Source organism: Pseudomonas sp. FSL R10-0399 (assembly GCF_009600165.1).
Classification (GTDB): Bacteria; Pseudomonadota; Gammaproteobacteria; order Pseudomonadales; family Pseudomonadaceae; genus Aquipseudomonas; species Aquipseudomonas helleri.
Genome location: NZ_WIWK01000032.1, coordinates 25788 through 47003, shown reverse-complemented (window position 1 = coordinate 47003; position 21216 = coordinate 25788). Strand labels below are relative to the sequence as shown.

The 21216-nt window shown below is 54.7% G+C and carries 31 protein-coding genes; 28 read left to right on the top strand and 3 right to left on the bottom strand.

Annotation, left to right across the window (positions count from 1 at the left end):
* Positions 1-942 precede the first annotated feature (942 nt).
* The 3 genes from bamE to GHO41_RS11880 all read left to right on the top strand — a co-directional run bounded on the left by bamE (position 943) and on the right by GHO41_RS11880 (position 2454).
* Positions 943-1320, top strand: coding sequence for an outer membrane protein assembly factor BamE (bamE, locus tag GHO41_RS11890; RefSeq protein WP_153433694.1), 378 nt, complete (start codon positions 943-945; stop codon positions 1318-1320).
* A 283-nt stretch (positions 1321-1603) separates the two neighbouring features.
* Positions 1604-1888, top strand: coding sequence for a hypothetical protein (locus GHO41_RS11885; protein WP_153433693.1), 285 nt, complete (start codon positions 1604-1606; stop codon positions 1886-1888).
* Between the two features lie 185 nt (positions 1889-2073).
* Positions 2074-2454, top strand: a complete 381-nt coding sequence (locus GHO41_RS11880) for a hypothetical protein (protein WP_153433692.1) — start codon at positions 2074-2076, stop codon at positions 2452-2454.
* Positions 2455-2671: 217 nt separating this feature from the next.
* Here the strand turns inward: GHO41_RS11880 and GHO41_RS11875 are convergent, their stop codons facing one another.
* Entirely contained in the window at positions 2672-2971 is a 300-nt protein-coding gene (locus GHO41_RS11875; protein WP_153433691.1) for a hypothetical protein, read from the bottom strand.
* A 448-nt stretch (positions 2972-3419) separates the two neighbouring features.
* On the opposite strand from GHO41_RS11875, the gene GHO41_RS11870 reads away from it, so the two are divergent.
* The 7 genes from GHO41_RS11870 (at position 3420) to GHO41_RS11840 (ending at position 6762) form a co-directional block, all read left to right on the top strand.
* On the top strand, positions 3420-3686 hold the full coding sequence (locus GHO41_RS11870) for a hypothetical protein (RefSeq protein WP_153433690.1): 267 nt from the start codon (positions 3420-3422) through the stop codon (positions 3684-3686).
* Positions 3687-3813: 127 nt separating this feature from the next.
* Positions 3814-4197 carry a hypothetical protein gene (locus GHO41_RS11865; RefSeq protein WP_153433689.1) on the top strand — a complete coding sequence of 128 codons (384 nt, stop codon included), beginning with the start codon at positions 3814-3816 and terminating at the stop codon, positions 4195-4197.
* A gap of 172 nt (positions 4198-4369) precedes the next feature.
* Positions 4370-4897 (top strand): hypothetical protein, encoded by a 528-nt coding sequence (locus tag GHO41_RS11860; protein ID WP_153433688.1) that lies wholly within the window; start codon positions 4370-4372, stop codon positions 4895-4897.
* Entirely contained in the window at positions 4897-5223 is a 327-nt protein-coding gene (locus tag GHO41_RS11855; RefSeq protein ID WP_153433687.1) for a hypothetical protein, read from the top strand. The genes GHO41_RS11860 and GHO41_RS11855 overlap by 1 nt, the downstream gene beginning before the upstream one ends.
* An 82-nt stretch (positions 5224-5305) precedes the next feature.
* Positions 5306-5533: a hypothetical protein gene (locus GHO41_RS11850; RefSeq protein ID WP_153433686.1), complete on the top strand. Its 228-nt coding sequence runs from the start codon at positions 5306-5308 to the stop codon at positions 5531-5533.
* 318 nt (positions 5534-5851) lie between these two features.
* The gene (locus tag GHO41_RS11845; protein WP_153433685.1) at positions 5852-6310 is read left to right on the top strand and encodes a phage protein NinX family protein; all 459 of its coding nucleotides are present in this window, start codon (positions 5852-5854) and stop codon (positions 6308-6310) included.
* A 23-nt stretch (positions 6311-6333) separates the two neighbouring features.
* Positions 6334-6762: a hypothetical protein gene (locus tag GHO41_RS11840; protein ID WP_153433684.1), complete on the top strand. Its 429-nt coding sequence runs from the start codon at positions 6334-6336 to the stop codon at positions 6760-6762.
* Between the two features lie 150 nt (positions 6763-6912).
* On the opposite strand, the gene GHO41_RS11835 is transcribed toward GHO41_RS11840, so the two are convergent.
* Positions 6913-7122 (bottom strand): AlpA family transcriptional regulator, encoded by a 210-nt coding sequence (locus GHO41_RS11835; RefSeq protein WP_153433683.1) that lies wholly within the window; start codon positions 7120-7122, stop codon positions 6913-6915.
* A gap of 578 nt (positions 7123-7700) precedes the next feature.
* Here GHO41_RS11835 and GHO41_RS11830 point away from each other — a divergent pair.
* From GHO41_RS11830 to GHO41_RS11765, 14 genes are all read left to right on the top strand, one after another.
* A complete protein-coding gene (locus GHO41_RS11830) occupies positions 7701-8381 on the top strand; it encodes a hypothetical protein (RefSeq protein WP_153433682.1) in 681 nt (226 codons plus the stop codon).
* 173 nt (positions 8382-8554) lie between these two features.
* Positions 8555-8839: a hypothetical protein gene (locus GHO41_RS11825; RefSeq protein ID WP_153433681.1), complete on the top strand. Its 285-nt coding sequence runs from the start codon at positions 8555-8557 to the stop codon at positions 8837-8839.
* Positions 8840-9175: 336 nt separating this feature from the next.
* Positions 9176-9367 (top strand): hypothetical protein, encoded by a 192-nt coding sequence (locus GHO41_RS11820; protein ID WP_153433680.1) that lies wholly within the window; start codon positions 9176-9178, stop codon positions 9365-9367.
* A 236-nt stretch (positions 9368-9603) separates the two neighbouring features.
* The gene (locus tag GHO41_RS11815; RefSeq protein WP_153433679.1) at positions 9604-10011 is read left to right on the top strand and encodes a hypothetical protein; all 408 of its coding nucleotides are present in this window, start codon (positions 9604-9606) and stop codon (positions 10009-10011) included.
* A 95-nt stretch (positions 10012-10106) separates the two neighbouring features.
* Positions 10107-10499, top strand: a complete 393-nt coding sequence (locus GHO41_RS11810) for a hypothetical protein (protein WP_153433678.1) — start codon at positions 10107-10109, stop codon at positions 10497-10499.
* A 107-nt stretch (positions 10500-10606) separates the two neighbouring features.
* Positions 10607-11272 carry a hypothetical protein gene (locus tag GHO41_RS11805; protein ID WP_153433677.1) on the top strand — a complete coding sequence of 222 codons (666 nt, stop codon included), beginning with the start codon at positions 10607-10609 and terminating at the stop codon, positions 11270-11272.
* A gap of 261 nt (positions 11273-11533) precedes the next feature.
* A complete protein-coding gene (locus tag GHO41_RS11800) occupies positions 11534-12571 on the top strand; it encodes a hypothetical protein (RefSeq protein WP_153433676.1) in 1038 nt (345 codons plus the stop codon).
* A gap of 183 nt (positions 12572-12754) precedes the next feature.
* A complete protein-coding gene (locus GHO41_RS11795) occupies positions 12755-12958 on the top strand; it encodes a hypothetical protein (protein WP_153433675.1) in 204 nt (67 codons plus the stop codon).
* 348 nt (positions 12959-13306) lie between these two features.
* A complete protein-coding gene (locus tag GHO41_RS11790) occupies positions 13307-14344 on the top strand; it encodes a hypothetical protein (protein ID WP_153433674.1) in 1038 nt (345 codons plus the stop codon).
* A gap of 233 nt (positions 14345-14577) precedes the next feature.
* Entirely contained in the window at positions 14578-15699 is a 1122-nt protein-coding gene (locus tag GHO41_RS11785; protein ID WP_153433673.1) for a hypothetical protein, read from the top strand.
* A gap of 297 nt (positions 15700-15996) precedes the next feature.
* Positions 15997-16359, top strand: a complete 363-nt coding sequence (locus tag GHO41_RS11780) for a hypothetical protein (RefSeq protein ID WP_153433672.1) — start codon at positions 15997-15999, stop codon at positions 16357-16359.
* A 142-nt stretch (positions 16360-16501) separates the two neighbouring features.
* On the top strand, positions 16502-16975 hold the full coding sequence (locus tag GHO41_RS11775; RefSeq protein ID WP_153433671.1) for a hypothetical protein: 474 nt from the start codon (positions 16502-16504) through the stop codon (positions 16973-16975).
* A 224-nt stretch (positions 16976-17199) separates the two neighbouring features.
* A complete protein-coding gene (locus GHO41_RS11770) occupies positions 17200-17391 on the top strand; it encodes a hypothetical protein (protein ID WP_153433670.1) in 192 nt (63 codons plus the stop codon).
* Between the two features lie 174 nt (positions 17392-17565).
* A complete protein-coding gene (locus GHO41_RS11765) occupies positions 17566-18306 on the top strand; it encodes a hypothetical protein (protein WP_153433669.1) in 741 nt (246 codons plus the stop codon).
* Positions 18307-18331: 25 nt separating this feature from the next.
* On the opposite strand, the gene GHO41_RS11760 is transcribed toward GHO41_RS11765, so the two are convergent.
* Positions 18332-18547, bottom strand: a complete 216-nt coding sequence (locus GHO41_RS11760; RefSeq protein ID WP_153433668.1) for a hypothetical protein — start codon at positions 18545-18547, stop codon at positions 18332-18334.
* A gap of 175 nt (positions 18548-18722) precedes the next feature.
* Here GHO41_RS11760 and GHO41_RS11755 point away from each other — a divergent pair, with 175 nt between their 5' ends.
* The 4 genes from GHO41_RS11755 (at position 18723) to GHO41_RS11740 (ending at position 21138) form a co-directional block, all read left to right on the top strand.
* Entirely contained in the window at positions 18723-18953 is a 231-nt protein-coding gene (locus GHO41_RS11755; protein ID WP_153433667.1) for a hypothetical protein, read from the top strand.
* A 174-nt stretch (positions 18954-19127) separates the two neighbouring features.
* Entirely contained in the window at positions 19128-19700 is a 573-nt protein-coding gene (locus tag GHO41_RS11750; RefSeq protein WP_153433666.1) for a hypothetical protein, read from the top strand.
* A gap of 170 nt (positions 19701-19870) precedes the next feature.
* Positions 19871-20593, top strand: coding sequence for a hypothetical protein (locus tag GHO41_RS11745; RefSeq protein WP_153433665.1), 723 nt, complete (start codon positions 19871-19873; stop codon positions 20591-20593).
* A gap of 119 nt (positions 20594-20712) precedes the next feature.
* Positions 20713-21138, top strand: a complete 426-nt coding sequence (locus GHO41_RS11740; protein ID WP_153433664.1) for a hypothetical protein — start codon at positions 20713-20715, stop codon at positions 21136-21138.
* Positions 21139-21216: the final 78 nt, after the last annotated feature.

Here is a 21216-nt window from a genome sequence, read left to right as displayed (position 1 = left end):
AGTTGACGGACTGGAACAACGAGCATTGCCATCGCGGAGAATGTCATACCCACTCTGGCTGGTATGTGGTCGTGCATAGCTCCTTCCACCCACAACAGCCCACCTTCCGCGTCTTATCACTCTGGCTATGGGGCAAGCGGACACCCATATCGCACGATGTACCGCTTGAGAGCCCCGTGGCTGCGTGATCACAACGCTAGAGCGACGCACATTGCCTAGCCAGACAGAAAGCAGCATAGAGGCCCATACGGGCCTTTCTCTCATTAGAAGACTGCTCCACTTCAATACAAGCAAGTGTCGTGACTCTGGCTTCCGATGGCCTGCCCCCCGCTGACACATGCCGTGTGCAATTACCCTGGCAACACCCAAATCGAGCTATGAGAGGTTTCCAATGGCAGTCCAAGAAAGGGCACCAGCTCCAAGGATGGTCAGACACTCCCCTGCGACCACGCCCAAGCTGATCGAGGGCGAGTCACCAACCCTAATTGCGCATACAACTACCTACGGACTCTATGCGGTAAAAGTCACCCACTACGACGCTTACGACGATGAGAGCATTCCCCACTGGAGCACGGCATGTTCAAGCGGATTTACCATTGAGCGCGCAGAAATAATCTGGTGGGCATATGCCAATGAAGTGCTCGGGTTTGTCGAGTCGAACACCTGCATGTCACTTCCCAACGCAGCCTCTGACAGTTTGCCCCGGTAACGGCCTAGTCGCCTATGACAGAGCGGTTTGGCTGGGTAGCCTAACCAAGCGACAACCAGTTTCATTGAATTGCCCCAGGTTGGATGACTTGCCAGCAGTCAACGCAGCCATAGTGAACGCACCATGTTGAGTGGTTCCTAGGTTGCGAAGCCCCTATCTTGGTCGCTGGCCTAGAGGCCAAGAAATCTACGCCACAGACAGTGGCGTTAGAAAATTGAAAGTAAGGAAGTTGAATGAAAAAGGTAGTGTTTTTGGTAGCAGCAGCTCTAACCGTCTCGATGCTGGGCGGCTGTGCAGGCGGCAAAACTCCGCTGGACTACGAAGTGGGCACCTACATCGCCCCTGAGAAGGTCCAGCAATTGAAGGCATCGAAGGCAACCCAAAAGCAGGTGGTGAATGCGCTGGGCTACCCGACCTCCAAGAGCGAAGTCGTTGGCAAGGAGATTTGGAAGTACGACTACTCCCTGATCGCAGCGCTCCCGTTCGCAAAAAACAAAAATGAATCGGCAGTCTTCGAGTGGAATCGTGCCGGCAAGCTGGTTGACGCATACAAGACCAATGGCGGCGCAGGCTCAGCAGGCAATCCCTTGCTGAAAGCAGCTGGCATGTAACACCGCAAGTAGGGGGTGTCTACGGCGCCCCCTTACACCGCGCCCCATCCACAACCTCAACCGAGGTCTACCCTTCGACCCCACACGCCTCCACGCCTCCACGCCTCCACGCCTCCACGCCTTCAATACCAATCCTCGCATCCAATGTGCGGATGTGAACATTCCTCAGCTCCACATCCCCTCGACAATGACACCTTCAATCAGGTCGTAACCTGTCCTCTCTCATTCACCATTCTTTCCAGGGAGAACTCTGATGGGCATCAGGACGGTTAACGGATACACCATGAACATGGCCAAGCAACTCGAAGCAGCGATCATCAACAGCGGGAACCCATTCGTTGAGACATTCCTCGACAGCCTAGATTGCAGCCTTGGTGTCGAGCTTGCGCAATTGCGTATATTGCAGGTGGAGATTGCCCGCCATCCCGACACTGAGAAGTCGGTTTCCTTTACCGTCCTCAAGAAGTACCTGTACGGGTGGAAGGAGGCCGACATTTGCTTGGCATGCCTTGGCCTGAAATCGTCTGAGAAATGGGCTCGCGGGTACTACGCTGCGCTGCGTGCATAGACCCATGCAACGCTTGGTACAGTAGCGAAGGGAGTTAGGGTGCCAGCTAGTGCGTTCCCCCCTACACCGCAATCTCTCACGGCCAAATATCGGTATCGAGGAAGTGGCGGCAATGACACATGGAATCAATGACACAGGCCTTGGACAGTGATCATGAGTCATCGCTAACCAGCTGTGAGACACCAATGTCAAAGCACGAACCGAAATTCCAAAAACACCTCGGCTACACCTACCTGATTGTCGCCGACTTCCCTGACTCGGACTCCGGCACCAAAAGCGCGAACCGCTTCATGGACAAGCATCCGAATGCCTGTGTGCTGGTTGTTCAAGATGGGCGTGTGATCCTGGCCAACAAAGCAGACAAGGGGACGGGCACTGGCGCTGACAACCTATCAGCCAAGGCCAAGCGGGCGGTCAAGAACTACGGGGTCGGGGTTTGCCTAGATGCATATCGCATGACTGATTCTGGCGACGGCGCGAGAACCATCGCCACAAACTTCAACCTCACAACCAATCAGGCTGACGCAGCTATCGACGCTGGGCGGGAGTTGGCTGGCTGCATTTAACGCAAATCGCTGCCTGTACAGGCAGGGAGCGTTGACGTGCATCTGTACAGCCTCGACGATTCAGAGTTCGAGGCATGGCATGCAGAGAATGAAGCGGCCTGCTGGGAGCGTGATTACAACGATATGCTCCGGGCTGAACAGCACTTTGGATACCGAAACTCTGCACATCGCCCCCGGCCACCCGTGGGCATGGCCCGGCTGGTAGCGCATGAGAGATTTAATACCTCAACCCCACATCCAGCATCGGCATGGCTGGTGCGCTGACCTTCATCGTAAGGATGTGCTCCGGCAGGGTCTCCACAAACTGGTTCATGTGAGCCAACGGTGCAGGAGCATTAATGATCTTCAAAACCACAGGCATGTAGGCAGGCTTCAATCTGGGTAGCACGCGAAAGCCGGCCTCCCTTACAGCCTTGTCAGTGCCGTGAATTCTCGCCACCAGGGCCATGACTGTTATTGCAGTCAATAAACACATCGGCTTGATTGCAGTAGTTGGATTCAAGACTGCTTGAAGCATTCTTGTAGGTTCCTATCTTTGGGATTCGGCATGCACCAGTTGGAGTGCAGTGATCACTTATTGTAACGGCTGGGTTGCACTGCTACCGCTGAACCTGTTGCATTTGCAGATGTGAAATGGCTCGGCGGGGGCGAGGAACCGCCTCAAATCCAAGCACTGCCTGTGGGGATGTGACCTATAACCGTGCATTTGCGGTTGGGGGGCAGCGCAGCGCTATTCCCTCCCTGAATCAGTAGCGGTTTTGTAGGTGGCTTGCTTCCCGTACACTCATGTTAGCTGCACCTTCAATACTCACCTGCCATTGATGGGTTTTGCTGATCAGCAGCGCTGGCTTTGCAAGCAGTGTCTTTCAGGCGGAGCAGCCCTTGAGTCCGCCAACTACTTTTCTCCTACACCACACCTGGGCAGCCGATACAGCTCGCCGTAATGCAAATACATGAGGTTCTTTATGAAAGCTTTAGACACCCTACAGTCAATGGCTGTCGCAATCTTCTTCATGGGTATTTCCGTAGCGAGCCTTGCCCTCAGCTTAGCAAGCTACTTCGTCAAAGATGGTAGTGGTTGGGTTGTTGCTTTGAACTTCTCCGCCATGTTGCTTACCGGCTTGGGTGCTGTGTCGTGCTACATAACTTTGCGCTCACATCTAAAAATGAATGTGGCGCCAGCTGCTGCACCTAACATGACGAAACTAGACGGCACTGGCGTGGCTGGGTGATCGCAACCCCAAGATGCCAAGCTGGGGGATGAGCATTAACCACGCAATCCAAAGACACCCTCTTGGCTGTTGGATACTGGACGCCATTCTCAACAGGCCTCAACGGCCTCTCAAGGGGCAGCACCACATGGCACACCCATCCAGCTACAAGACTCTCCAAGGCCTGCTACGGGGCACTGAGCACACACTGAGGAAGCGTGAGGCAGGTATTCAGCGCTTCGACGGACAGTCCATCGGCATGTGGCTTCACAACGCCCAGTATTGCGCTGAGACCACATTCAAAGCCGGTGATCGGATTAGAGCACTGGTTGCCAAGTACGCCATTACCCGCCCGCAAGACCTACACGCTCCAGCCGGTGGCCACGCGGTGTTTGGAATTCCCCTCCCCACCCGTGAGTACTCCGTTGGCGACAACGTACCGGGCACAGGTCTGGTAGCGGACGCAACGGACACCCAACTCTGCATTGGCGGCGCTTGGTATCACCGGACGTGCTTCGACAAGGCCGCATGAACGGGTCGCCCGCGATTGCATGGGTTTGCATGGGTTTGCATGCTGCCGTGCTACGCGCACTGACTCACTGTGGCTCACCGCCCAGAATAGGAGTTGAGCGTTTTCATCGGAACCCCGGTGACACCCTTCTACGCAAGTGATGCTAATCACTCGCTCAATCAAGGGGACAACCATGGGAACCAACACCTCCACCAGCGTGCAGGCTGCGGAAAGTCATATCGACGGCGCCAGCAACGTTCTGGAAACCTACAAAATTGAAGCCACATTCGAGTGTGTGAAAACACTGCACATCTGGGCTCATGCGGAAACTACCAGCGCCTTATCTGCGAGAGAGTTGGTTCCGAGCTGGCTGCTCAACTCAATTGCGTTCGATGCGAAGGCATTCAAAGGGCGGCTTGAAGTCTTCCGGGCGAAGATGCGGGCTACCTATGAGGGCATCTGGCCAGGGCACAAGGTCCACGCCGTATTCGACGTTGAACTGCTCGCCCTAGGCGTACTGTCTGTTACCGGCGCCTCTGATGCAGTGGCTCTGACGGTCAAAGCGGAACATCAGCGCGACACCTTACTTGCTGCGCTCAAAGCGTTGTTGCAGCACGAAGGAACCGTAGTCTTTACCGGCATTGGGGAGCTACCATCGGATGAGCTTGAAGAAGCTCGCCGGCAAGCCCACAAAGCAATCGACGAAGTGGAACGCATCTGATGGCTGATGCGATGAAGACAAGCACCGTCATTGGCATAGGGGCAGAAGCCATCATCGAATGGATTGCCCACCACCTTGCACCCACCTGCCCTGCTCACGCACAAATCTCGGTAATCAACCGGCCTTGGCACTGCAAGGGTGAGTCGGCATATTTCGCTGATGTAGCTGTGGACACACCTATCACTATCGGGCAGCTGCGTGGCCTTGAGGTCATCGAGCACAGGCGCGGGCAGCACCTGCACTTCTACGTCGATGATGTGATAGCGGCAGCAGTAGGCAGCGGCGCCCTGTCCGGCACCTTCTTCCACGTTCATTATTGCTGGTAACACCGGCAGACTACCCACCTTCACCGGACCCCCTCATCAAACGAACCGCCGATGACTTCGAAACGCAAAAGGAAAGCAACTGATGGCAAAAGAAAAAGTCGATCCAGTAGCAAAGCTGATCTGGGCGCACATGCGCTACGCCGAGTCATTCGAGTCGTGTGGCATAGTCACACAACAGGGGGAGCTGTTCTGGGATAAACAAGGTAATCGTTTGACGCAGCCCGAAATGCAAAAGAAATGCGAAACGCACATGAAGTCTACTGTGAAGAAAATTCGCACCTTAATTTCGAAGCCAGAAAGCCAAATCTGATACCGATTATGGGTGGGCATTGGCAGTGAAGCTTGAGAGCAACTGCCGTCCATTACTCCAGGACAAACGAAGCAAACTTGCAAGCGTCCCATCCCTCCTACTCCCGCCAACGCTTTCTGCACAAGGATGATATGCCTGCGGGAAGCGGCTCCCTTGAAGGGCCGCAGGTCCATGCCAACTAGCGCTGGAGTGCCTGCTTTTGTTTGACCACAAATCCCAATCTGGGGGCTGAGCGTTTTGCCATTCTAATCGTCACCACCGATGACACCTCACTTCTACGGGGAGAATGGGCACATCAAACGAACAGGAATCACCGTGATGAAAATGGTTGAAGTCAACATCGCCGATATGATCGGGCAGGCGCTGGACTGGGCCGTAGCCACAATCGAAGGTCTGCCGATCCGCCGCGACCCGATGAACTTCGGTAACACCTTCAATGGTGGCTACTGGGTCTGGGATGAGAAGCCAATTGGCGTAATGCTCAACATCGGCCCTCATCCTTCGCCGGCAAGCCGTGACGCAGCTGGGCACTACAGCCCTTCCACCAACTGGAACCAGCTGGGCCCGCTGCTCATGAAGTACCCGATCACCTTGGGCAACCACGAATCTGGCAAAGATGATGGGACGTTCTGGGGAAGCGCGCACTGCTTTGACACCGGGACAAGTTTCCAAACCTATGACGGCATGATGGTCGCCGCATGCCGCTCAATCGTGGCGTTCAAGCTTCAAGCCACTGTCATGAACGTGCCTGCATGGCTGGCTCATGCGGCAGCGTGAAGGTCTAGAAAGTGATTTCGAGAATGAACCAGATGAATGAATCCCCAACAATGCAGGTCGGTGGTCTGGACCTGCGCAAGACCGACAGTGGCTGGCAGTACCTGAGCGTAGGCGTTCACAACGAGCCCGACAGATGGTGCGATGCTACCAGTGCGCTCGGGCCATTCAGCCACTCTGGCATTGCAACGCTGCTCGACGAGCTGCACGCCGCACGCACGGTGGCAGCACAACGTGCAGCCTCCATCTGCAAGAACTGCCGTTGGTGGGTTGGCAAAAGCGTATGCGACTTCATCGACACCATCCAAGCGGAGCTTGTTCTGAAAACTACCGGATGCGAAATCGCGGTCACTGTCAGCGATGATTCTGGGCTCCACGCGGTGTTGAAAACGGCGCCCGGCTACAGCTGCCCGAATTTCACCGCCCGGAAAGGCCTCAAGCTGACGACCTCGTAATGACTCAATGGCTGGACCGCGAACTGCACGCGTGGGGGTTTACAGCAAGGTCTATTGTTCAAGGCCAAATAGCACCCAACTCTACCTAGTGTCTTTCAGCACAAGGCGCACTCCCCTGCATCTGGATAACCTGGGATCGTTGCACAGTCTTCAAATCTGAGACTCGGTTTTGGAAGCTTCGATTTTAGCGGCAACCCAGGCATGGACTTGAATCGTAGGCCAAGCTACGGAATTTTCGCCTAGCTTTGTAGGCGCTGGAAACTCGCCGGAATTGATCAGCCTATAAATCTGACTTTTGCTCAGGCCTATCATTGTGCTGACCTGCGGCAGGCGGAGAAGTAAGGGAGTAACAGTTTCCATAAGTACAGCCTCTCATCAGATCGAATGCTTGGATTTGAACCCATCTCTGCTTGGAAATTTAGGCAATTGCCATTTTTTGGTAGCAAATGCCAAAAAAACTCTTAACCCCCTTGCCTCGATGCGGATCAGGCGGGTGTATTTGATCGCATCAATGAGAGAAAAGCCTGGGGTTCCCCAAGTTTGAGCAGACTTCCCCAAAAATAATTTGACCACCTCTGAGAGGGTTCGCTGTGGTCACGTCCTCACCTGCGGCACCCAATTACAGGAGCCGAGCTTTTCTAGTCCGGGAGAGATTGCCCTGCGCAACTGCATCCAGATTGGATGCCTTGGCCGAAGCGGATTTGTAATGTCGGACGTGGAGCGCGGTGGGCACGCTAATCAGAGAAGGTGATTGGAAACTCGGGGCCGGCAACGTCATTCCTCAATCTCAGTTGCGAGGATCGGTGGCGGATTGGGCTAGACATTCGCTTCCCAGGATGGAGGTCGAGCAATTTCGATTTTGCCAAGCCTACGCCCGATGACACAGCCGTTCAGGGCTGATGATTACCCCATCGAAATCAAGCCACGGAATCACCGACATGGGCATGCAGCAGACCACCATCGTACTCTTTGACGTTACCGATAACGGTGGCGTGCAAACCGTTACCCCAGCGCCAGTCGTCGAGTTGAGCCGGAGCGAAAAGGTCGCCATTGCTATCGCTGCCATCAAAGCCCAGGTGCTGGCTGGCCGTTACCCCGTCGCGATGTGGAGTGGCGGCAAAGACAGCTCTGTAACGGTGTCTCTGGCGCTCATGGCAATGCGTGAACTCATTGCGGAAGGCGTGGCTGTTCCAACCCTTCACGTCTGCCATAGCGACACCCTAATGGAGAACCCCGTGGTGGTCGCCTACAACGAAGGGCAGATCGCTCAGATGGAGCAATATGCAAAAACCAGCGGAATCCCGATGAAGGTTTGGGTAGCGTCTCCAGGTCTTTCTACCGACTATCTCGTATCGATCATTGGAGGCCGCTCGATCATTTCTGTGGGCTCGAATACCAAATGCCAACAGAGTACCAAGGCCTATCCGCTCGGCAAGCTCAAGCGTCAGGTTCGCCGTCATATCGCCGATGAAATCGGCGTGAAGCCCAAGGCTGTAGAAATCGTCTCCCTCATTGGTACTCGGTTCGACGAGTCGGCTACGCGGCCCACCATTTCGATTAAGTTGATGGCTGCTCTGCTCCACATAAACGACGCGGCCAAAGAGGCGGCGCAGTCGTAATACCTGCCTGCTTGAAACGGCCCGGTCTGGCATGAGCAGCACCGCGGCTACCCTCAAGTTGGAAATTAGGAACTGAGGACTTGCTGATTTGTTCCATGCCCGCCGATGACACAGCCGTTGTGCCCGGATACTGGACACATCAAATCAACGGCCTTCGGCACAGACTTCTGAACATGACCAACATCGACTTCGAGCAGCGCTACCAAGAAGCCATCGCAGAAATGCTGGGCACTTCTATGACTGACCAGGAAGGAATCCCAACCCTTCCTGAGCTGATGGAAGCCATCAAGCAAGGGACCGACTGCGAGCAAATCCCTTCACCGACCTTCGAAGCGTTTTTCGTCTGGTGGGACACCTTCACCGCGTACGACCAGATGGACACCGCCACGAATGCAGCTGACCAGAAGCCTATCCTCAAGGTCGCCTATGAGGCGCTGAAAGCTTCTGGCGATCTGTAGTAGCGTTCCAGGCTTATGTGTCGCTGACAGCCTTAGCGGAGCCCTACCGTTCACATTCATCTGGTGCTTCGACATTCAAACTGTGAAACCCAAGCCTTCAACAGAGCGCGGCTCGACGTGCTAGGCGTATGCACCACCTACCACTTGGACAAGCGCGCAACCGGCTTGCGGGTGTGCGTCATGGAGCTTGAGGGCCAAGCTACCGTTGGCCGGCAGATTGAGGGTGATGGGCGCCAGCCCAACTTCAAACCCACGCAGCTGGTGTCCTGTAACCCCGCGCCAAGCTCCACTGGATCGGCAATGCCAATAGCCCTAAATCGGAAGTGAGGAAGCTACATGGTGATCAACGAAAAGCATGTCAAGAAGATCGAGGCTCACTCAGCCCGCAAAGACCTAATCACAGGCAAGCGCTCGGGCAAGACCGATTGGCGAGTGACCGTGCAGTTCGCTGACGGGTCGCAGTGGAACGATGGTGGCCACAGTAGCAAGCAGTCGGCCCTCGCCTACGCATCACGCTACGCTCGGTAGCCGCTCTAGGGCTCTACAGGCACTTCCCTCGCGATCAACACCACAGCCCTCGACGCAATCGCCGGGGGCTTGTTCATTCTGGGCAATTCATTCGACAAGGATGTGCAGCGGTCTCGCTCCCTAGGAACGGGCTTGAGGAATTATCATGGTCAGCTTCCACGATCAGTGACACATGGATTGAGCGGGGAGAATGGACACCTACCCCCGAATGACGTGCCCCAGGAGCAATAGAAATCATGAACACTCTTGAACTGCGAGGCGACCTGCTTAACCTTTTTGTGGCGCTTGCTTTGGGCGGCGTTGAAGGCCAAGACCTTCGCGTCCCATTCGATGAGTGGGGTTGCGGGATCGTCTACAAGGGCAGCATCTTCTCACCTGAAAAGGACGTGGCGTTGGTATGGCCAACGGTGATGGGCCTCCGAATCAGCACTACTGATGTTGGGGACGGGCGTTGGATGGTCACGCTACCTGCCCCGAGCGATCGTCATTCCACTCCACTACCCCCGATCTACTGCACCAACCCGCTTGCTGCCTACCGTCACGCAATCGTATGGAGCGTCTTCGGCCCTACAGTGCCAGACACCCTGGAAACTCGACTGTTCGGCGTGGTGAACCTCGAAGGCTACAACCTCGATTTCGCATAGCCGCATGTTGAGCCCTGTGCGCCTGCGCAGCGGGGCTTTGCAATCACCCGTCAGCACGGCGGAAAATCAGCTCATCTGGAAACCGATGTTAGGAATTGGACATTGAAGCGGTGATCAAGGCGGCGAAGATAGGACGCACCCGCAAGGACGCCCAGGTGGACACATGCTCGGTCTTTGCCGCTGCGCTATACGACCTGCTGTCACCCGGCATACCGTGCAAGATGGTTACAGTCGTCAACCGTGGGCCGTTGCCGTGGGCACATGCCGTCGTCGAGGTGGACGGCAGCTACTACGATTCCATGGGTGAATTCTCAACCCCCATCTACAAGGCTCGCGCCAAGCTGCATCCGTCCGTGAATCTGGAACTGAGATACCTCGCCGACTCCCGCGAAGAATGCTACGAGCCCGAGTTCGACGAGTTGCACGCGTTCTATCTAAAAATGCTAACACTGGCAGCGCGTAGCACGGCGCGACTTAATCAGCTCTAATCAGCCCCCCATACAACGCAGCACCCATCTGCACTGAGTACCAATCAAGCTGAAAACGCCTGCACTGTGTGAGTTCCAGCGTTATAGTTTGCGGCCCGGCTGACCCAATGGTTGGCCATCCTCACAAACAATATCGCAAGGAAATCACCATGCTCGATGATGGGAAGTCAGAACTGCGCCAGACATGGGCTGAGGTCGTAAGTGGAGTCTTCAACGGCGCCGTTCCGGCCAAGGCCGAATGGACGAACCCGACTGATATTGTTCTGGTTCTGAACGCTATCTCTACCCCTGTCAATCACATGTTCTACCCAGAAGGTGGGGGGATGGACATTCGTGGTGCGCGGCTGAACAGCAAGGGAGAGCTGGAGTGGGCGGTCGAGGAAGGCCGGCTAGATTCGTACGCTCACATCGCCATCCCACTCAAGCTGGCTTTCTGGAATCCTGGATCGTACGGCCATGAGGCGAACTTTGTCTTGGAGTGCGGCCCCTTGAAGCCTCAAGGCGACTATGCAGGCCACAGTGGCTATGCAGAAGAACTCACCGAACTGAGCAATGGGTCGTTCGAATCTCGCAGCACCTGGGACGAAGGGGCTCCCGAAGGCGCTCGCCTCGTAACGCGTTACGTTCGTTCAGGTCGCTTTGTTATTTTCGGTAAAGGCTCGATCTACAACTCGTTCCAGGACAGGGGATTTGACGCCTACGATGCCTTCCACAATGACGCTGGCAAGTTTGAGAAAGTTGTAGAGGAAATGGCGAACATCAAGCTCGCCTAACCCCCACGCCGTCAGGAAAGCCCCTGCGCACTTCGGTGCCGGGGGCTTTTTCATTTGCTATTCAAGAAGGCACCACCAGCACAAGCCGGCCCCCTTCCCCACAATTTTATTCCGCAGTTTGGCTGATCCTCAATGGCCAATGGTGGAACCGGCAAAGTTGAGAGATTGGCGCTTCCCAGCCGATGACACGCGGCGCCCGCCAGGATACTGGGCACATCAAAAACGCAGGGCCAACGGCCAAATCGACTGGGAGTTACAAACATGGGTTCCACCGTATCCACCGGCAAGCTGATTGGCGCATTCGAAGGTCCTACAGGCAATCCTGTCTACGTGATGTTTGAGCAAACGTACGAGTCGAATTCGTTCCCAAGAACGCCAAAGTGGAGCGCCCGTATGATCGGCGACCTAGCTGCAACCTTGAAGAACATCTTTCTCTGCGCTTCTTCCTGCGAAGGGGGCATGCTGCAAGGCGCTGGTGGCCGATACATCACACCGGAAGGTTACATCACTGGCTGGATGAGCGAGTTGGCCAACCCAGTGGAAATGCCAGACCTTTCGTTCGAGCTCACGGTTGGCAAATACTGGGAAGCGGCCATCCCGGCAGACAGCTTCGAGAAAGCCAAGGAACGCCTGTTGCTAGCCAAAGCAGACCGATTCATTGCTGGCCTTCAAGCCGGGTCCGTCTCCGCCTCCCTGTACGCCGACAGCGAAGCACTGGCCGCAATTTTCGACGGCATTAACGTTTGGGCCAACCAGATCATAAAGGCTCACCAAGTGCCCGAGCATCGCCCGCGCAACCTCGCACTGGGCTACAAGCCTTCCAAAGCCAAGGTCCAGCAGCTGGAAACACCGCGTTTTGCAACGATTCACGCTGACATGGGCAGCTATCTGATCCAGGGCAAGGATGGCCATTGGCGCTGCGAGAGCGGTGGCCACTCCTACATCGGGGACTTTGTGCGAAACCTTTGGCAGGATGAAGTACGCGTGCCGGGCTCGTACCGTAGCCGGATCAAGGCCTACCGCGCAGCCATGAACAGCGCCAGCATCGTCCCCCACCAGTCCACCATGATCATCGTGGATTTGAAGGCCGAGCTCGATGAGTGGAAGCGAGATACGGTAGATCGTGCTCTACGGGAAACGCCACACACCATCGTTGGCGATGAGGCCCACATTCCGGTGCCTACCGATTACAACAACTTGTACTGGGTGGCAGGTCTTCCAGAGCAATGCACCAAGTGGATTTTGGGCAGTACACCTGTTAGCGCACCGACCGAGCAGCTTTGTCTGCTGGCTAGCTAATACGCCGAACTGCAACACTACAAGGTGCTGACAGCAGCCCATAGTTGATGCCTCCCTCGACTCCCGTATATAGGGTTGAGGGTTTGCGATAGTTTCTTGCTGGGAGCCATGACACAGGAGCTCTTGCCCGATACTTGGTAAATCAGAAACTAATGAATCAAATCAGGCCAAGGAGATACACCCATGATTGAACAGCTCAAATTGCTGCTGGACGCCGCTCAGTGGAAGGCTCGCGATGAAGATGAGAGCGTTGACTACAAGGCGTATCGTTCCTCAAAAGTGCTGATAGCCAGCTTGAAATCAGCTATTGAAGCCGCAGAAGAATTCCTCGCGATTACTAACAGTCGCCCAGCTGACTACGACCCTTTCGCACACCAGCAGGAGTAAACCAACTCAATCGACATGCCCTGCCAACCTAGCAGCCGTGTCTAAGTGTTCTATCGCGGGGCAGGCAATCTGCCTCGGTGCAGCACGCTACCCCATCCCCAGGTGCCACATTAGGTTTTCATCCAACCCAGCGCCAGCTCCATCCTAACCACCAGACCCCATATCCCAGTGCGGCTAAGCTGCCTCCCCCTACGACCTTGTTGCGCGTTCCGTCTCCCAGGCCCCAGCTTGTGGAGTCACGAATTGGTGATTCAGATGGCCTATGACCACTGACACGCGCAACTCACCGGGATACTGGCCACATCAAAAAGCAGGGCCGGTTGGCCCGAATGACTTGGAGCTAGACGCATGGGTAATACCGTATCCACCGGCAAATTGGTTGGCGCTTTCAAAGGGACTCAGGGCAAGCCCGTCTACGTTCTATTCGAGCGAACCCATGAATCCAACGTGCATCCGCACTCGCCGAACTGGAATGCCCAGCTGATAGGTGGCATCGAGGCAGTGATGGCTCGCGTGTTCATGTCAGCTTCAGCGTGTGAGGGCGGTAGCCTTTTGGGTGGCAATGGCCGCACCACCAAGGCAGAAGGCTACATAACTAGCTGGATGAAAGAGTTGGCCAACCCCGTCGAAATGGAAGACTCCATTTACGAATTGGCAGTGGGCACATCATGGACCTCGCCAATTCCGAAGGGTGACTTTGAGCGAGTCAAGGCAGGACTCGAAGCAATAGGTGAAACCCGTATTCTCAACGACCTGGAGAGCACCAACGAATGTTCCTTGGCCTCGCTGCATACCGACCACGAAGCGCTTAGCGTTATCTATGATGGCGCCCACTGCGGTGCATGGCGAATCATTCCCTCGCACGCGGTGCCGGTACATGGTTTGCGCAACAAAGCCCTCGGCTACAACCCGATCAAAGCGAAGACCTACCGAGTAGACGTTCCTCGCTTCATGAAAGTCAGTGGCAGCATGAGCAAACACCTGATTCTCGCAGAAGACGGTAAGTGGCGATGCCTCAACGGGGGCTACGCCTACAGCTATCTGTCCAGCTTCATCTGCGGCCTCATCAAAGCAGAGTTGAGTGAGCCGGGCTCGTACCGGAATCGCATCAAGGCGTACCGTGAAGCTATTACCAGCGCCAGCGTCGTACCTAGTGACACTCAGATCGTTGTGGAGAATTTGGCTGAACTCAAGGAATGGGCACAGCGGGACTTGGACCGGATCATTGCAGATACCACGCACAGCGTAGTCGGGAATGGAATCCAGATGAACATCCCTAAAGACCAAAGCCTGTTGTACTGGGCGACTAGCCTTCCATCTGAGCACACCAAGTGGGTATTCAGCGAGAGTGCCCGTACCGAGCAGCTGTACCCTCTTTCTGCCTGATCCCGCCCAGAATCTGCCCCACGTCTGCGCGGAGCAGGAAACGCTATGGGAAATTTTTGGTCGCGAGCAAGTCCAGCCCTGCCATCAACCATTTCCCAGGTGTCATTTTTGGAATCCATGCTTGGCTATTCCTCGGGCGTATCACATCCACTACAAGAAACTGCATAGAGTTGAGAAGCAATGAATTGCATTAGTTGGCAGGATTGCTCCATTCACTTTCTTATGGACCACTCATGACTACAGGGAAAAAACCCTACGCTCGCGTCCAATATGACTGGACCCCAGAAATCATCGCTCTTCTTGGAACAATGTCAGATGGAGCTGTAGCCGCGCATATTGGAGGTAAAGCCGCAACCGTCCAATTTAAGCGACAAGAACTCAAGATCAAACCATTCAAACCCAAGCCAGGAGCGCGTGAAGGCAAGCGAAGACCAAATTTTAACTGGACCAAGGAAGCCCTTGGTTTATTGGGCACCAAGCCGGACAGTGAAATTGCTAAGTTGCTTGGCTTATCCAGCAACACAGTGAGCCATAAACGCCGGTCACAAGGCATCGTCGGACGAAAGCCCAAGCGCGACCCAATAGTCATGCCTGAACATCTGATTCACCATCTTGGGAAATGGACTGACGCGAAGATAGCGAAAGAAATCGGAGTAAGCGCCAATGCGGTTTCGAAGTATCGGCGTCGAAGACAGATCAAAGCCACAATCGAGCACAACGCGCTATCCCCAAAAGCGATCCCAATGCTTGGCACAATGCAGGACGCAGAATTAGCTCGTATGTTCAACGTAACAAATACCACGATCCATACCCATCGACTGAAACTCGGAATACCTCTTTTCATTTCATCCGGGATGGCGCTACCTGATCCAGTTCGCCCTTTGCTAGGCACAATGCCTGATGGGCGTTTGGCCAAACAGATAGGAGTATCTCCACAGGTTATTACCCGGTGGAGAACCGAGTTGGGAGTTGAAGTTTGGAACCGGCTTCCCAGAGACGCTGCTGCATTGCTGGGCAAAGTCTCTGACAGCAAGATTGCGGCGATGGTAGGCGTATCTAACAGCTTTGTTGCTAAGGTACGCATTGCCCAAGGAATTGATTCTTACGGGCTACCACGCTCGCTACCGTTCCCGGACGATAAAGAGCACTTATTGGGCACTATGACGGATTCCAAGTTGGCGAATCAGCTAGGAATATCGCATGCCACTGTCTTCAAACGACGCAACCGTAATGGGATTGCCGCTGCGGGGACTAACATAGAGCGACGGTCTAGCACCGAGGAAATGACGTGTGGACGCACTCTGCTGGCTGAACCGCAGGCCAAGGCATCCCCGAAGGATCAGGAGTGTGGCTAACCATAGAACTCCGATATTCCCGCGCATGCGCGGGAAAATCTCGCTCCCGCTAAAACCCAAAGGCTGGTTCTGAGCACTATATTGAATCGGGAATTACTCCCCCGCCGACCAGTAGTAGCCGCGCTGGATTTTGTTTAGGAAACGACCGTTTGTAGATCCTATTCCTCGATTCCTTCCTCTGGCTTTGGGAAAATGATGCAATCCAACCCCTGCACCGATGACACAAGCGTGATGCGCTCAATACTGGCCACATCACGCAACGGCCCTTGCACGTGGTCACAGACAAGGATTCAACCCATGGCACGCGAACTCTCTGAATTCGAGCAAGAACTGGTCAAGCTGGTGAACCCCCTGACCGCAGCTCGTTGGCAAGCGGACTACCGCTGGGACAACTTAGAGCGCGCAATGGTAGAGCTTGGTAACGATTACCAAGGCTTGGAACTTTGCCCGGACTTCCAGCGCGGTCATGTGTGGCAGCCTGAGCAACAAGCTCATTTCGTAGAAAATTGCCTACGTGGAATTGTCCCTGCCAGCGGCCTGTATCTGCAATTCAATAAGGCATGGCTTGAGTTTCCTCGCACCTACGCGACAATCGCCGCCTGCAAAGCATCGGCCACGCGAGTGTTCGGCGAGCCCCAGGTATGGGAGACACCGGAATAATTATCTGCGGCCCCAATGAAAGCGCCAGCCTTCATGCCGCAAGCAAGCATTGGCGTTCAGGGTGGAGGTCAATTCAGATTCTTGGATAAGCCTCTACGGACGCAGAACTCAAATTTCCTCGGAGCAAAAAAGGAACCGCTTTATGACAAGAAAAATCACACAAATCTCAGCTCTATCGCCTGGGCATTCAGGCGGCAGTAGCTATCACCCCGGTGTTCTAGCATTGGCCGATGATGGCTCTGTATGGGGGTCAGGTTTCAATCCAGAGACAAACAGTTTCGATGTTTGGCAGAAACTGCCGTCTTTGCCAGCTACGGACGAAGAAGCTGCACGCCTTCTGGCAGAACAGCGTGCTAGTAGACCCGATGCAATCTCAAGCTCAGGTAGCTGGCCTGCAACTTCGAATACACGTCACAATAAATACATTTATATATTTATTGCGATGGCAGCAATCTTTGCTTACATGGCGGTTAAGAGCGTAATGATAGGTGAGAACTTTATGAGTGCCCTTCTGGGCTCAGTCGGTCTTATTTGCGCCGCTAACGCTCTTGAGATTTACATTAAGTCTAAGAAACGGGAGTTGAGAAAATCGTTCAAGGATGAAAACGAGCAGTGATGTACGCTGTGCTGCCAGCGATATAGGAAGGCTGGTGCAACGAGACTGCTTGTACTGCATCGGTTAAAAGCCAGCGGCCCAGACATTGCCTGCATTCGCAATGCAAACATGAATGCCTAGATCGGGAAGTGACATATCTCGGCGATCTTCGAGGCTTACCCGGTGACACAGCCAATCTGGGTTGAGAGTGGACACGTCAACCAAACAACTCCAGAGGCATTACCATGAGCAATAACGAATCTCAGCAACTGATCGAGCAAGTCACCCTTGAGTTGCAGGAAATGAAAAAGCTGGGGATGCGCGTCCCGTTCGACCCGAGCAAGTTCACCGATGCTCAGAAGGCTGAAATCGTCGAGTACCGCGACGGCGGCTTGAGCATCAGCGATATTGCAGACCTTCTGATCAACCTCGCTTAAGCTTACAGATCAGCAAAGCTTATGGCGCAGCGAGTGGTCCCGCCAATGGGGAAATGCTCGCTCTCCCCTCCCTCGGAAATCGCCAAACACCGGCATTCCCAAGGGGAAGATTGGGGTTTTAGACTGCTGTTCACAGACAAATAAAGCCCCAGAAATTGGGCATAGGAATTCAGCATGTTCGAGAAGCAAGCACCTGAGGTTGAGCAACAAGAAGGCGCCATGGGCGGTCAGCTCTACACTCACCCAGCGTTCGGCACAATCAGCATCGTTAAAGGGAATGCGTCCGCTGGCGGCATGGAACTGTTCGGGTCAGACCTGAACCACCGCAAAGTTATCACTGTCACTCTGAACACCGCGCACCTCAATCGTCATCTGAATCGTGACTGGATTCACAGTGACACACAGGTTTGTTCGTTTCACATGTCTGAGAGCCAGTGGGCTTCAATGGTTAGTTCGCACAACGGAGAAGCTGTTCCAATCACGTTCGACTGCCGGGCACCAGAAGGAAGCGTCCTTGAGCGAATGCCGGGCATCGCTTCAACTGAAACCATGACCGAGGAATTCGACCGCGAAATCCGGGAGCGTTGCGAGGGCTATGTTGCCACCGCAACCGAGTTGCTTGAACGCCTCAAAGCGGCGGTAGAAGACGGGAAGGCCAACAAAAGCACGCTCAAGGAGTTGCTTGGTCTTGCCAGCAACCTAAGCGTGGGAATGCCCAACAGCATGGCGTTCATGCACAAGCAAATGGCCGGCGCCATGGAAAAGATGGTCACATCCGGCAAAATCGAGTTGGAGGCCTATGTCAACGATATGGCGCTGCGTACCGGAATAGAGGCGTTACGTAACCAGTCGCCCGCCCAGATTATCGAGCAGCCAAAATCCGGTAAAAACACAATCGACAACCAACCTGAGTAAGCACTGCGTGACTATTGACCGATTCTCATTGAACACCCGCCTCTACGGAAATATGCGTCTGGCCCTGGAGCTGATAGATGGCTTCGAACCATGGGGAGTGCTCACCACCAACCTCGTTCACGCTGAGCTGGCAGAAGACGAAATCTGCATACCTGTGTGGAATCTCCCGGAAGAATTGGTATCGGAATATCTGTCCTCCGGCAAATTCGAAGACACTGGCCGAAAAGAAGTGGCAGGTCATGCAGATGCTCCAGTGTGGCGTGTGGTATGCCCCGAAATTCTCGCAAGTGCTGCACGGCAGCGAGCCGCTGCATAGCAGCGTCAAACCCCTATCTCTGGATTGGGGGCTACCTGGGTTCCACTGTGATGTATCCCCCTCGATCCATTGCAGGAACCCTAACTTGCAGACCAAGAACATGAGCAACTGGAGAATCATCCCTACCACGGGTAACACCGTGTCCCTAATGGGCGAGGTGGACGGAGTTGTGATCCAGACCTCACCCATTGCTTTTGCCCGTAAGGGTGAAGTGAAAACCCAAAACACCCACTACGTTCTGGGCGACCGCCACCCCGGATTGTGGGAAGTTCAGCTTGAAATGCGGCGCCGCTCCCAGACCGAAAACCTCCGAAACCTTGGTGTGCTGTAAACCCCGTAGGGGGAAGCGTGATGTTCAGGTAAGGGCTGTCTCGTTTTGCCACGGCCCTACACGATTGCTAGACAGTAAATAAGCAACTCAAGCCCGGCACTGCTTCCTAATTATCCATTGGACGAAACGCATTACTCATTCGCGATTCGCCCATTATTCATAGGCAATAGATCAATGAATATCTTCGAAGAACCAGTGAGCCTGATGGGCTACCAGCTGGTAAAAGCTTTTGCAGCTCAACTGGCACATCTACCAGAGGAACGGCAGCTCCGACAGTCCTCTTACGACATGTGGTCCACGCCACTTGCAGAAACCGGCGCCAACGAGTCTCAGATGAAATTGGTGGGCGAGTGGTACGCTACAAACCACCAAACAGCTCCTGCGCTGGGCTACGTGATCCACGCAACCCAGGAGTTACTGTCGCGGGGCTCTCTGCCCCAGCATAGGTTGGCGGGCACCATTGAGCTGAATGCAATGGCCATCCTGCTCGCTGCCCAGCAACTCGGCCTATCAACTGATGATTGCGGCCAAGCGATAATGCTTGCAGGCACCCTCGCCCACCTGTCTCTCTATCGACGGAAACACAAAAGTGTCAGCAGGGACTATCTGCGCATAGAGGTTGAGGGCATGGCTCGAATGTCCGATTACGCAGCAGACGAAATTCTCGACGAGATTGCGTGCGGTAAGGGTGATCTTAGAGCGCTCGGTGGCTACCTGTTCAATCGCGATGATGCCGAACAGCAATAGGCCCGATGCCATACCTTTACCTCTTAAGCTGTATTTGAGGCTGAGCATACCTAGCGCTACCAAATCCCAAGAATGGGTTTCACTATTAGCAGCATTCTTTACTGCCTGCCGATGACACAGTAATTCACCCCTCAACATATGCCCTATCAATCAAAGATAGGGCCTCCCCCGTGACTCATAAGTATACAGTCCAGCAGATCGAAACCCTCGGCACCAAATGCAAGTTCCAAAGTATGGGTGCGGAACGCGATGGTTGGATCATGCCCGATGGGTTCGGCGTCGATTACGCCGGATTTGGCCAACTGACCTTTGATCCAGAGTCCATCGCCACTCTCGATCAAGTTGGACTTATGCGTGCCCGTGTCGCCACTGCATCAAAACTTCTGCTGGAACACTACTCAACTCGCCCGAGCTCGCAGGGCGAGGTCAGGCTAGAGCAGGATGGCACGATGCTGCTGATGTGCAGCGCGAATGAAGCCAGCAGGCTTGTCACATTGGTACTCACGGTTAAATTCCAATCCGGTGCTGCAAGCTGGCGTTCAGCAAATCTGACAAACCTTACTGATGCCCTGGACACCGATGAACAATGGAGACCGTCTTACTCTGAATGGCGGCATGGGGGCTGGTACGTCACCAACGTCCGCTATCCAAGCGGTGCTATTGGGTGCGTGAGTAACAATTATGAAGATGGTAAATGGCGCATCGCTTGCGACCCACGCCGGGAAGGGCTGAACGAGCCCGGAGACTTCACATTCATAACGCGGGACGCCGCCGCGAGAGCTGAGCGCGAGTTGGTGCGCATCGAGGCCCTGAGTATTCAGGCAGTGCTGGCCAGTACCCCGCCCAAGGAAAGCATTTCCTTCGCAGGTACAATTAACGCCGCCGCTGCCTAATCTGGGGTTTGAGCATCTTCTGAAAACCCTTTGGCCATGCCGATGACACAGGCATGGCCTGATCAACACTACTGATCCACCAGCCCCTACAGGGGCACATAGCACATAGGAATAGAATCATGGCTCTGCACTACACCATTAGCACCGAGAAAACCGCTTGTGGCCGCGCTGCGACCAGCGCTAACGCCACCTCGATCACAGCTGATGTGACCTGCAAAACCTGCTGCAAATCCGAAGCCTACGTTTCAGCAGCACCGGCAGCCGCTACCGCTCCGTCACCAGCACCAGCACCAGTAGTAAAAGCTACGCCAGCCACCGAACCAGTAGCAGCTGCCCTGGACACTTCGGCGCCAAAGGCCAAAGCAATACAGCAATCCAAGGCTGTGACAGCTGAACCAGTGCCGGTAGCACCTGTTGAACGCGAGGCGAGCGTGGCGTTCAAGGAGTGGAGTGCCCAGCTCAGCAATAAAGATCGCTTGCCGCGTGGTAAATTCGCTGCCCACCGAAAGCAATGCCGCTCCGGCCAATCCCGCGTAGCGGCGTGAAAGTTCACGCACTAACCCTCCCTACTTGGGAAACTTCAACCAAGTAGTTAGACGGGGCGCTTTGACGGCGCCCCAACT

Bases quoted from the DNA above. Each gene is read 5' to 3' on its own strand.
- bamE (WP_153433694.1), top strand. From the start codon at position 943: ATGAAAAAGGTAGTGTTTTTGGTAGCAGCAGCTCTAACCGTCTCGATG.
- GHO41_RS11885 (WP_153433693.1), top strand. From the start codon at position 1,604: ATGAACATGGCCAAGCAACTCGAAGCAGCGATCATCAACAGCGGGAAC.
- GHO41_RS11880 (WP_153433692.1), top strand. From the start codon at position 2,074: ATGTCAAAGCACGAACCGAAATTCCAAAAACACCTCGGCTACACCTAC.
- GHO41_RS11875 (WP_153433691.1), bottom strand. From the start codon at position 2,971: ATGCTTCAAGCAGTCTTGAATCCAACTACTGCAATCAAGCCGATGTGT.
- GHO41_RS11870 (WP_153433690.1), top strand. From the start codon at position 3,420: ATGAAAGCTTTAGACACCCTACAGTCAATGGCTGTCGCAATCTTCTTC.
- GHO41_RS11865 (WP_153433689.1), top strand. From the start codon at position 3,814: ATGGCACACCCATCCAGCTACAAGACTCTCCAAGGCCTGCTACGGGGC.
- GHO41_RS11860 (WP_153433688.1), top strand. From the start codon at position 4,370: ATGGGAACCAACACCTCCACCAGCGTGCAGGCTGCGGAAAGTCATATC.
- GHO41_RS11855 (WP_153433687.1), top strand. From the start codon at position 4,897: ATGGCTGATGCGATGAAGACAAGCACCGTCATTGGCATAGGGGCAGAA.
- GHO41_RS11850 (WP_153433686.1), top strand. From the start codon at position 5,306: ATGGCAAAAGAAAAAGTCGATCCAGTAGCAAAGCTGATCTGGGCGCAC.
- GHO41_RS11845 (WP_153433685.1), top strand. From the start codon at position 5,852: ATGAAAATGGTTGAAGTCAACATCGCCGATATGATCGGGCAGGCGCTG.
- GHO41_RS11840 (WP_153433684.1), top strand. From the start codon at position 6,334: ATGAACCAGATGAATGAATCCCCAACAATGCAGGTCGGTGGTCTGGAC.
- GHO41_RS11835 (WP_153433683.1), bottom strand. From the start codon at position 7,122: ATGGAAACTGTTACTCCCTTACTTCTCCGCCTGCCGCAGGTCAGCACA.
- GHO41_RS11830 (WP_153433682.1), top strand. From the start codon at position 7,701: ATGGGCATGCAGCAGACCACCATCGTACTCTTTGACGTTACCGATAAC.
- GHO41_RS11825 (WP_153433681.1), top strand. From the start codon at position 8,555: ATGACCAACATCGACTTCGAGCAGCGCTACCAAGAAGCCATCGCAGAA.
- GHO41_RS11820 (WP_153433680.1), top strand. From the start codon at position 9,176: ATGGTGATCAACGAAAAGCATGTCAAGAAGATCGAGGCTCACTCAGCC.
- GHO41_RS11815 (WP_153433679.1), top strand. From the start codon at position 9,604: ATGAACACTCTTGAACTGCGAGGCGACCTGCTTAACCTTTTTGTGGCG.
- GHO41_RS11805 (WP_153433677.1), top strand. From the start codon at position 10,607: ATGGTTGGCCATCCTCACAAACAATATCGCAAGGAAATCACCATGCTC.
- GHO41_RS11800 (WP_153433676.1), top strand. From the start codon at position 11,534: ATGGGTTCCACCGTATCCACCGGCAAGCTGATTGGCGCATTCGAAGGT.
- GHO41_RS11795 (WP_153433675.1), top strand. From the start codon at position 12,755: ATGATTGAACAGCTCAAATTGCTGCTGGACGCCGCTCAGTGGAAGGCT.
- GHO41_RS11790 (WP_153433674.1), top strand. From the start codon at position 13,307: ATGGGTAATACCGTATCCACCGGCAAATTGGTTGGCGCTTTCAAAGGG.
- GHO41_RS11785 (WP_153433673.1), top strand. From the start codon at position 14,578: ATGACTACAGGGAAAAAACCCTACGCTCGCGTCCAATATGACTGGACC.
- GHO41_RS11780 (WP_153433672.1), top strand. From the start codon at position 15,997: ATGGCACGCGAACTCTCTGAATTCGAGCAAGAACTGGTCAAGCTGGTG.
- GHO41_RS11775 (WP_153433671.1), top strand. From the start codon at position 16,502: ATGACAAGAAAAATCACACAAATCTCAGCTCTATCGCCTGGGCATTCA.
- GHO41_RS11770 (WP_153433670.1), top strand. From the start codon at position 17,200: ATGAGCAATAACGAATCTCAGCAACTGATCGAGCAAGTCACCCTTGAG.
- GHO41_RS11765 (WP_153433669.1), top strand. From the start codon at position 17,566: ATGTTCGAGAAGCAAGCACCTGAGGTTGAGCAACAAGAAGGCGCCATG.
- GHO41_RS11760 (WP_153433668.1), bottom strand. From the start codon at position 18,547: ATGACCTGCCACTTCTTTTCGGCCAGTGTCTTCGAATTTGCCGGAGGA.
- GHO41_RS11755 (WP_153433667.1), top strand. From the start codon at position 18,723: ATGAGCAACTGGAGAATCATCCCTACCACGGGTAACACCGTGTCCCTA.
- GHO41_RS11750 (WP_153433666.1), top strand. From the start codon at position 19,128: ATGAATATCTTCGAAGAACCAGTGAGCCTGATGGGCTACCAGCTGGTA.
- GHO41_RS11740 (WP_153433664.1), top strand. From the start codon at position 20,713: ATGGCTCTGCACTACACCATTAGCACCGAGAAAACCGCTTGTGGCCGC.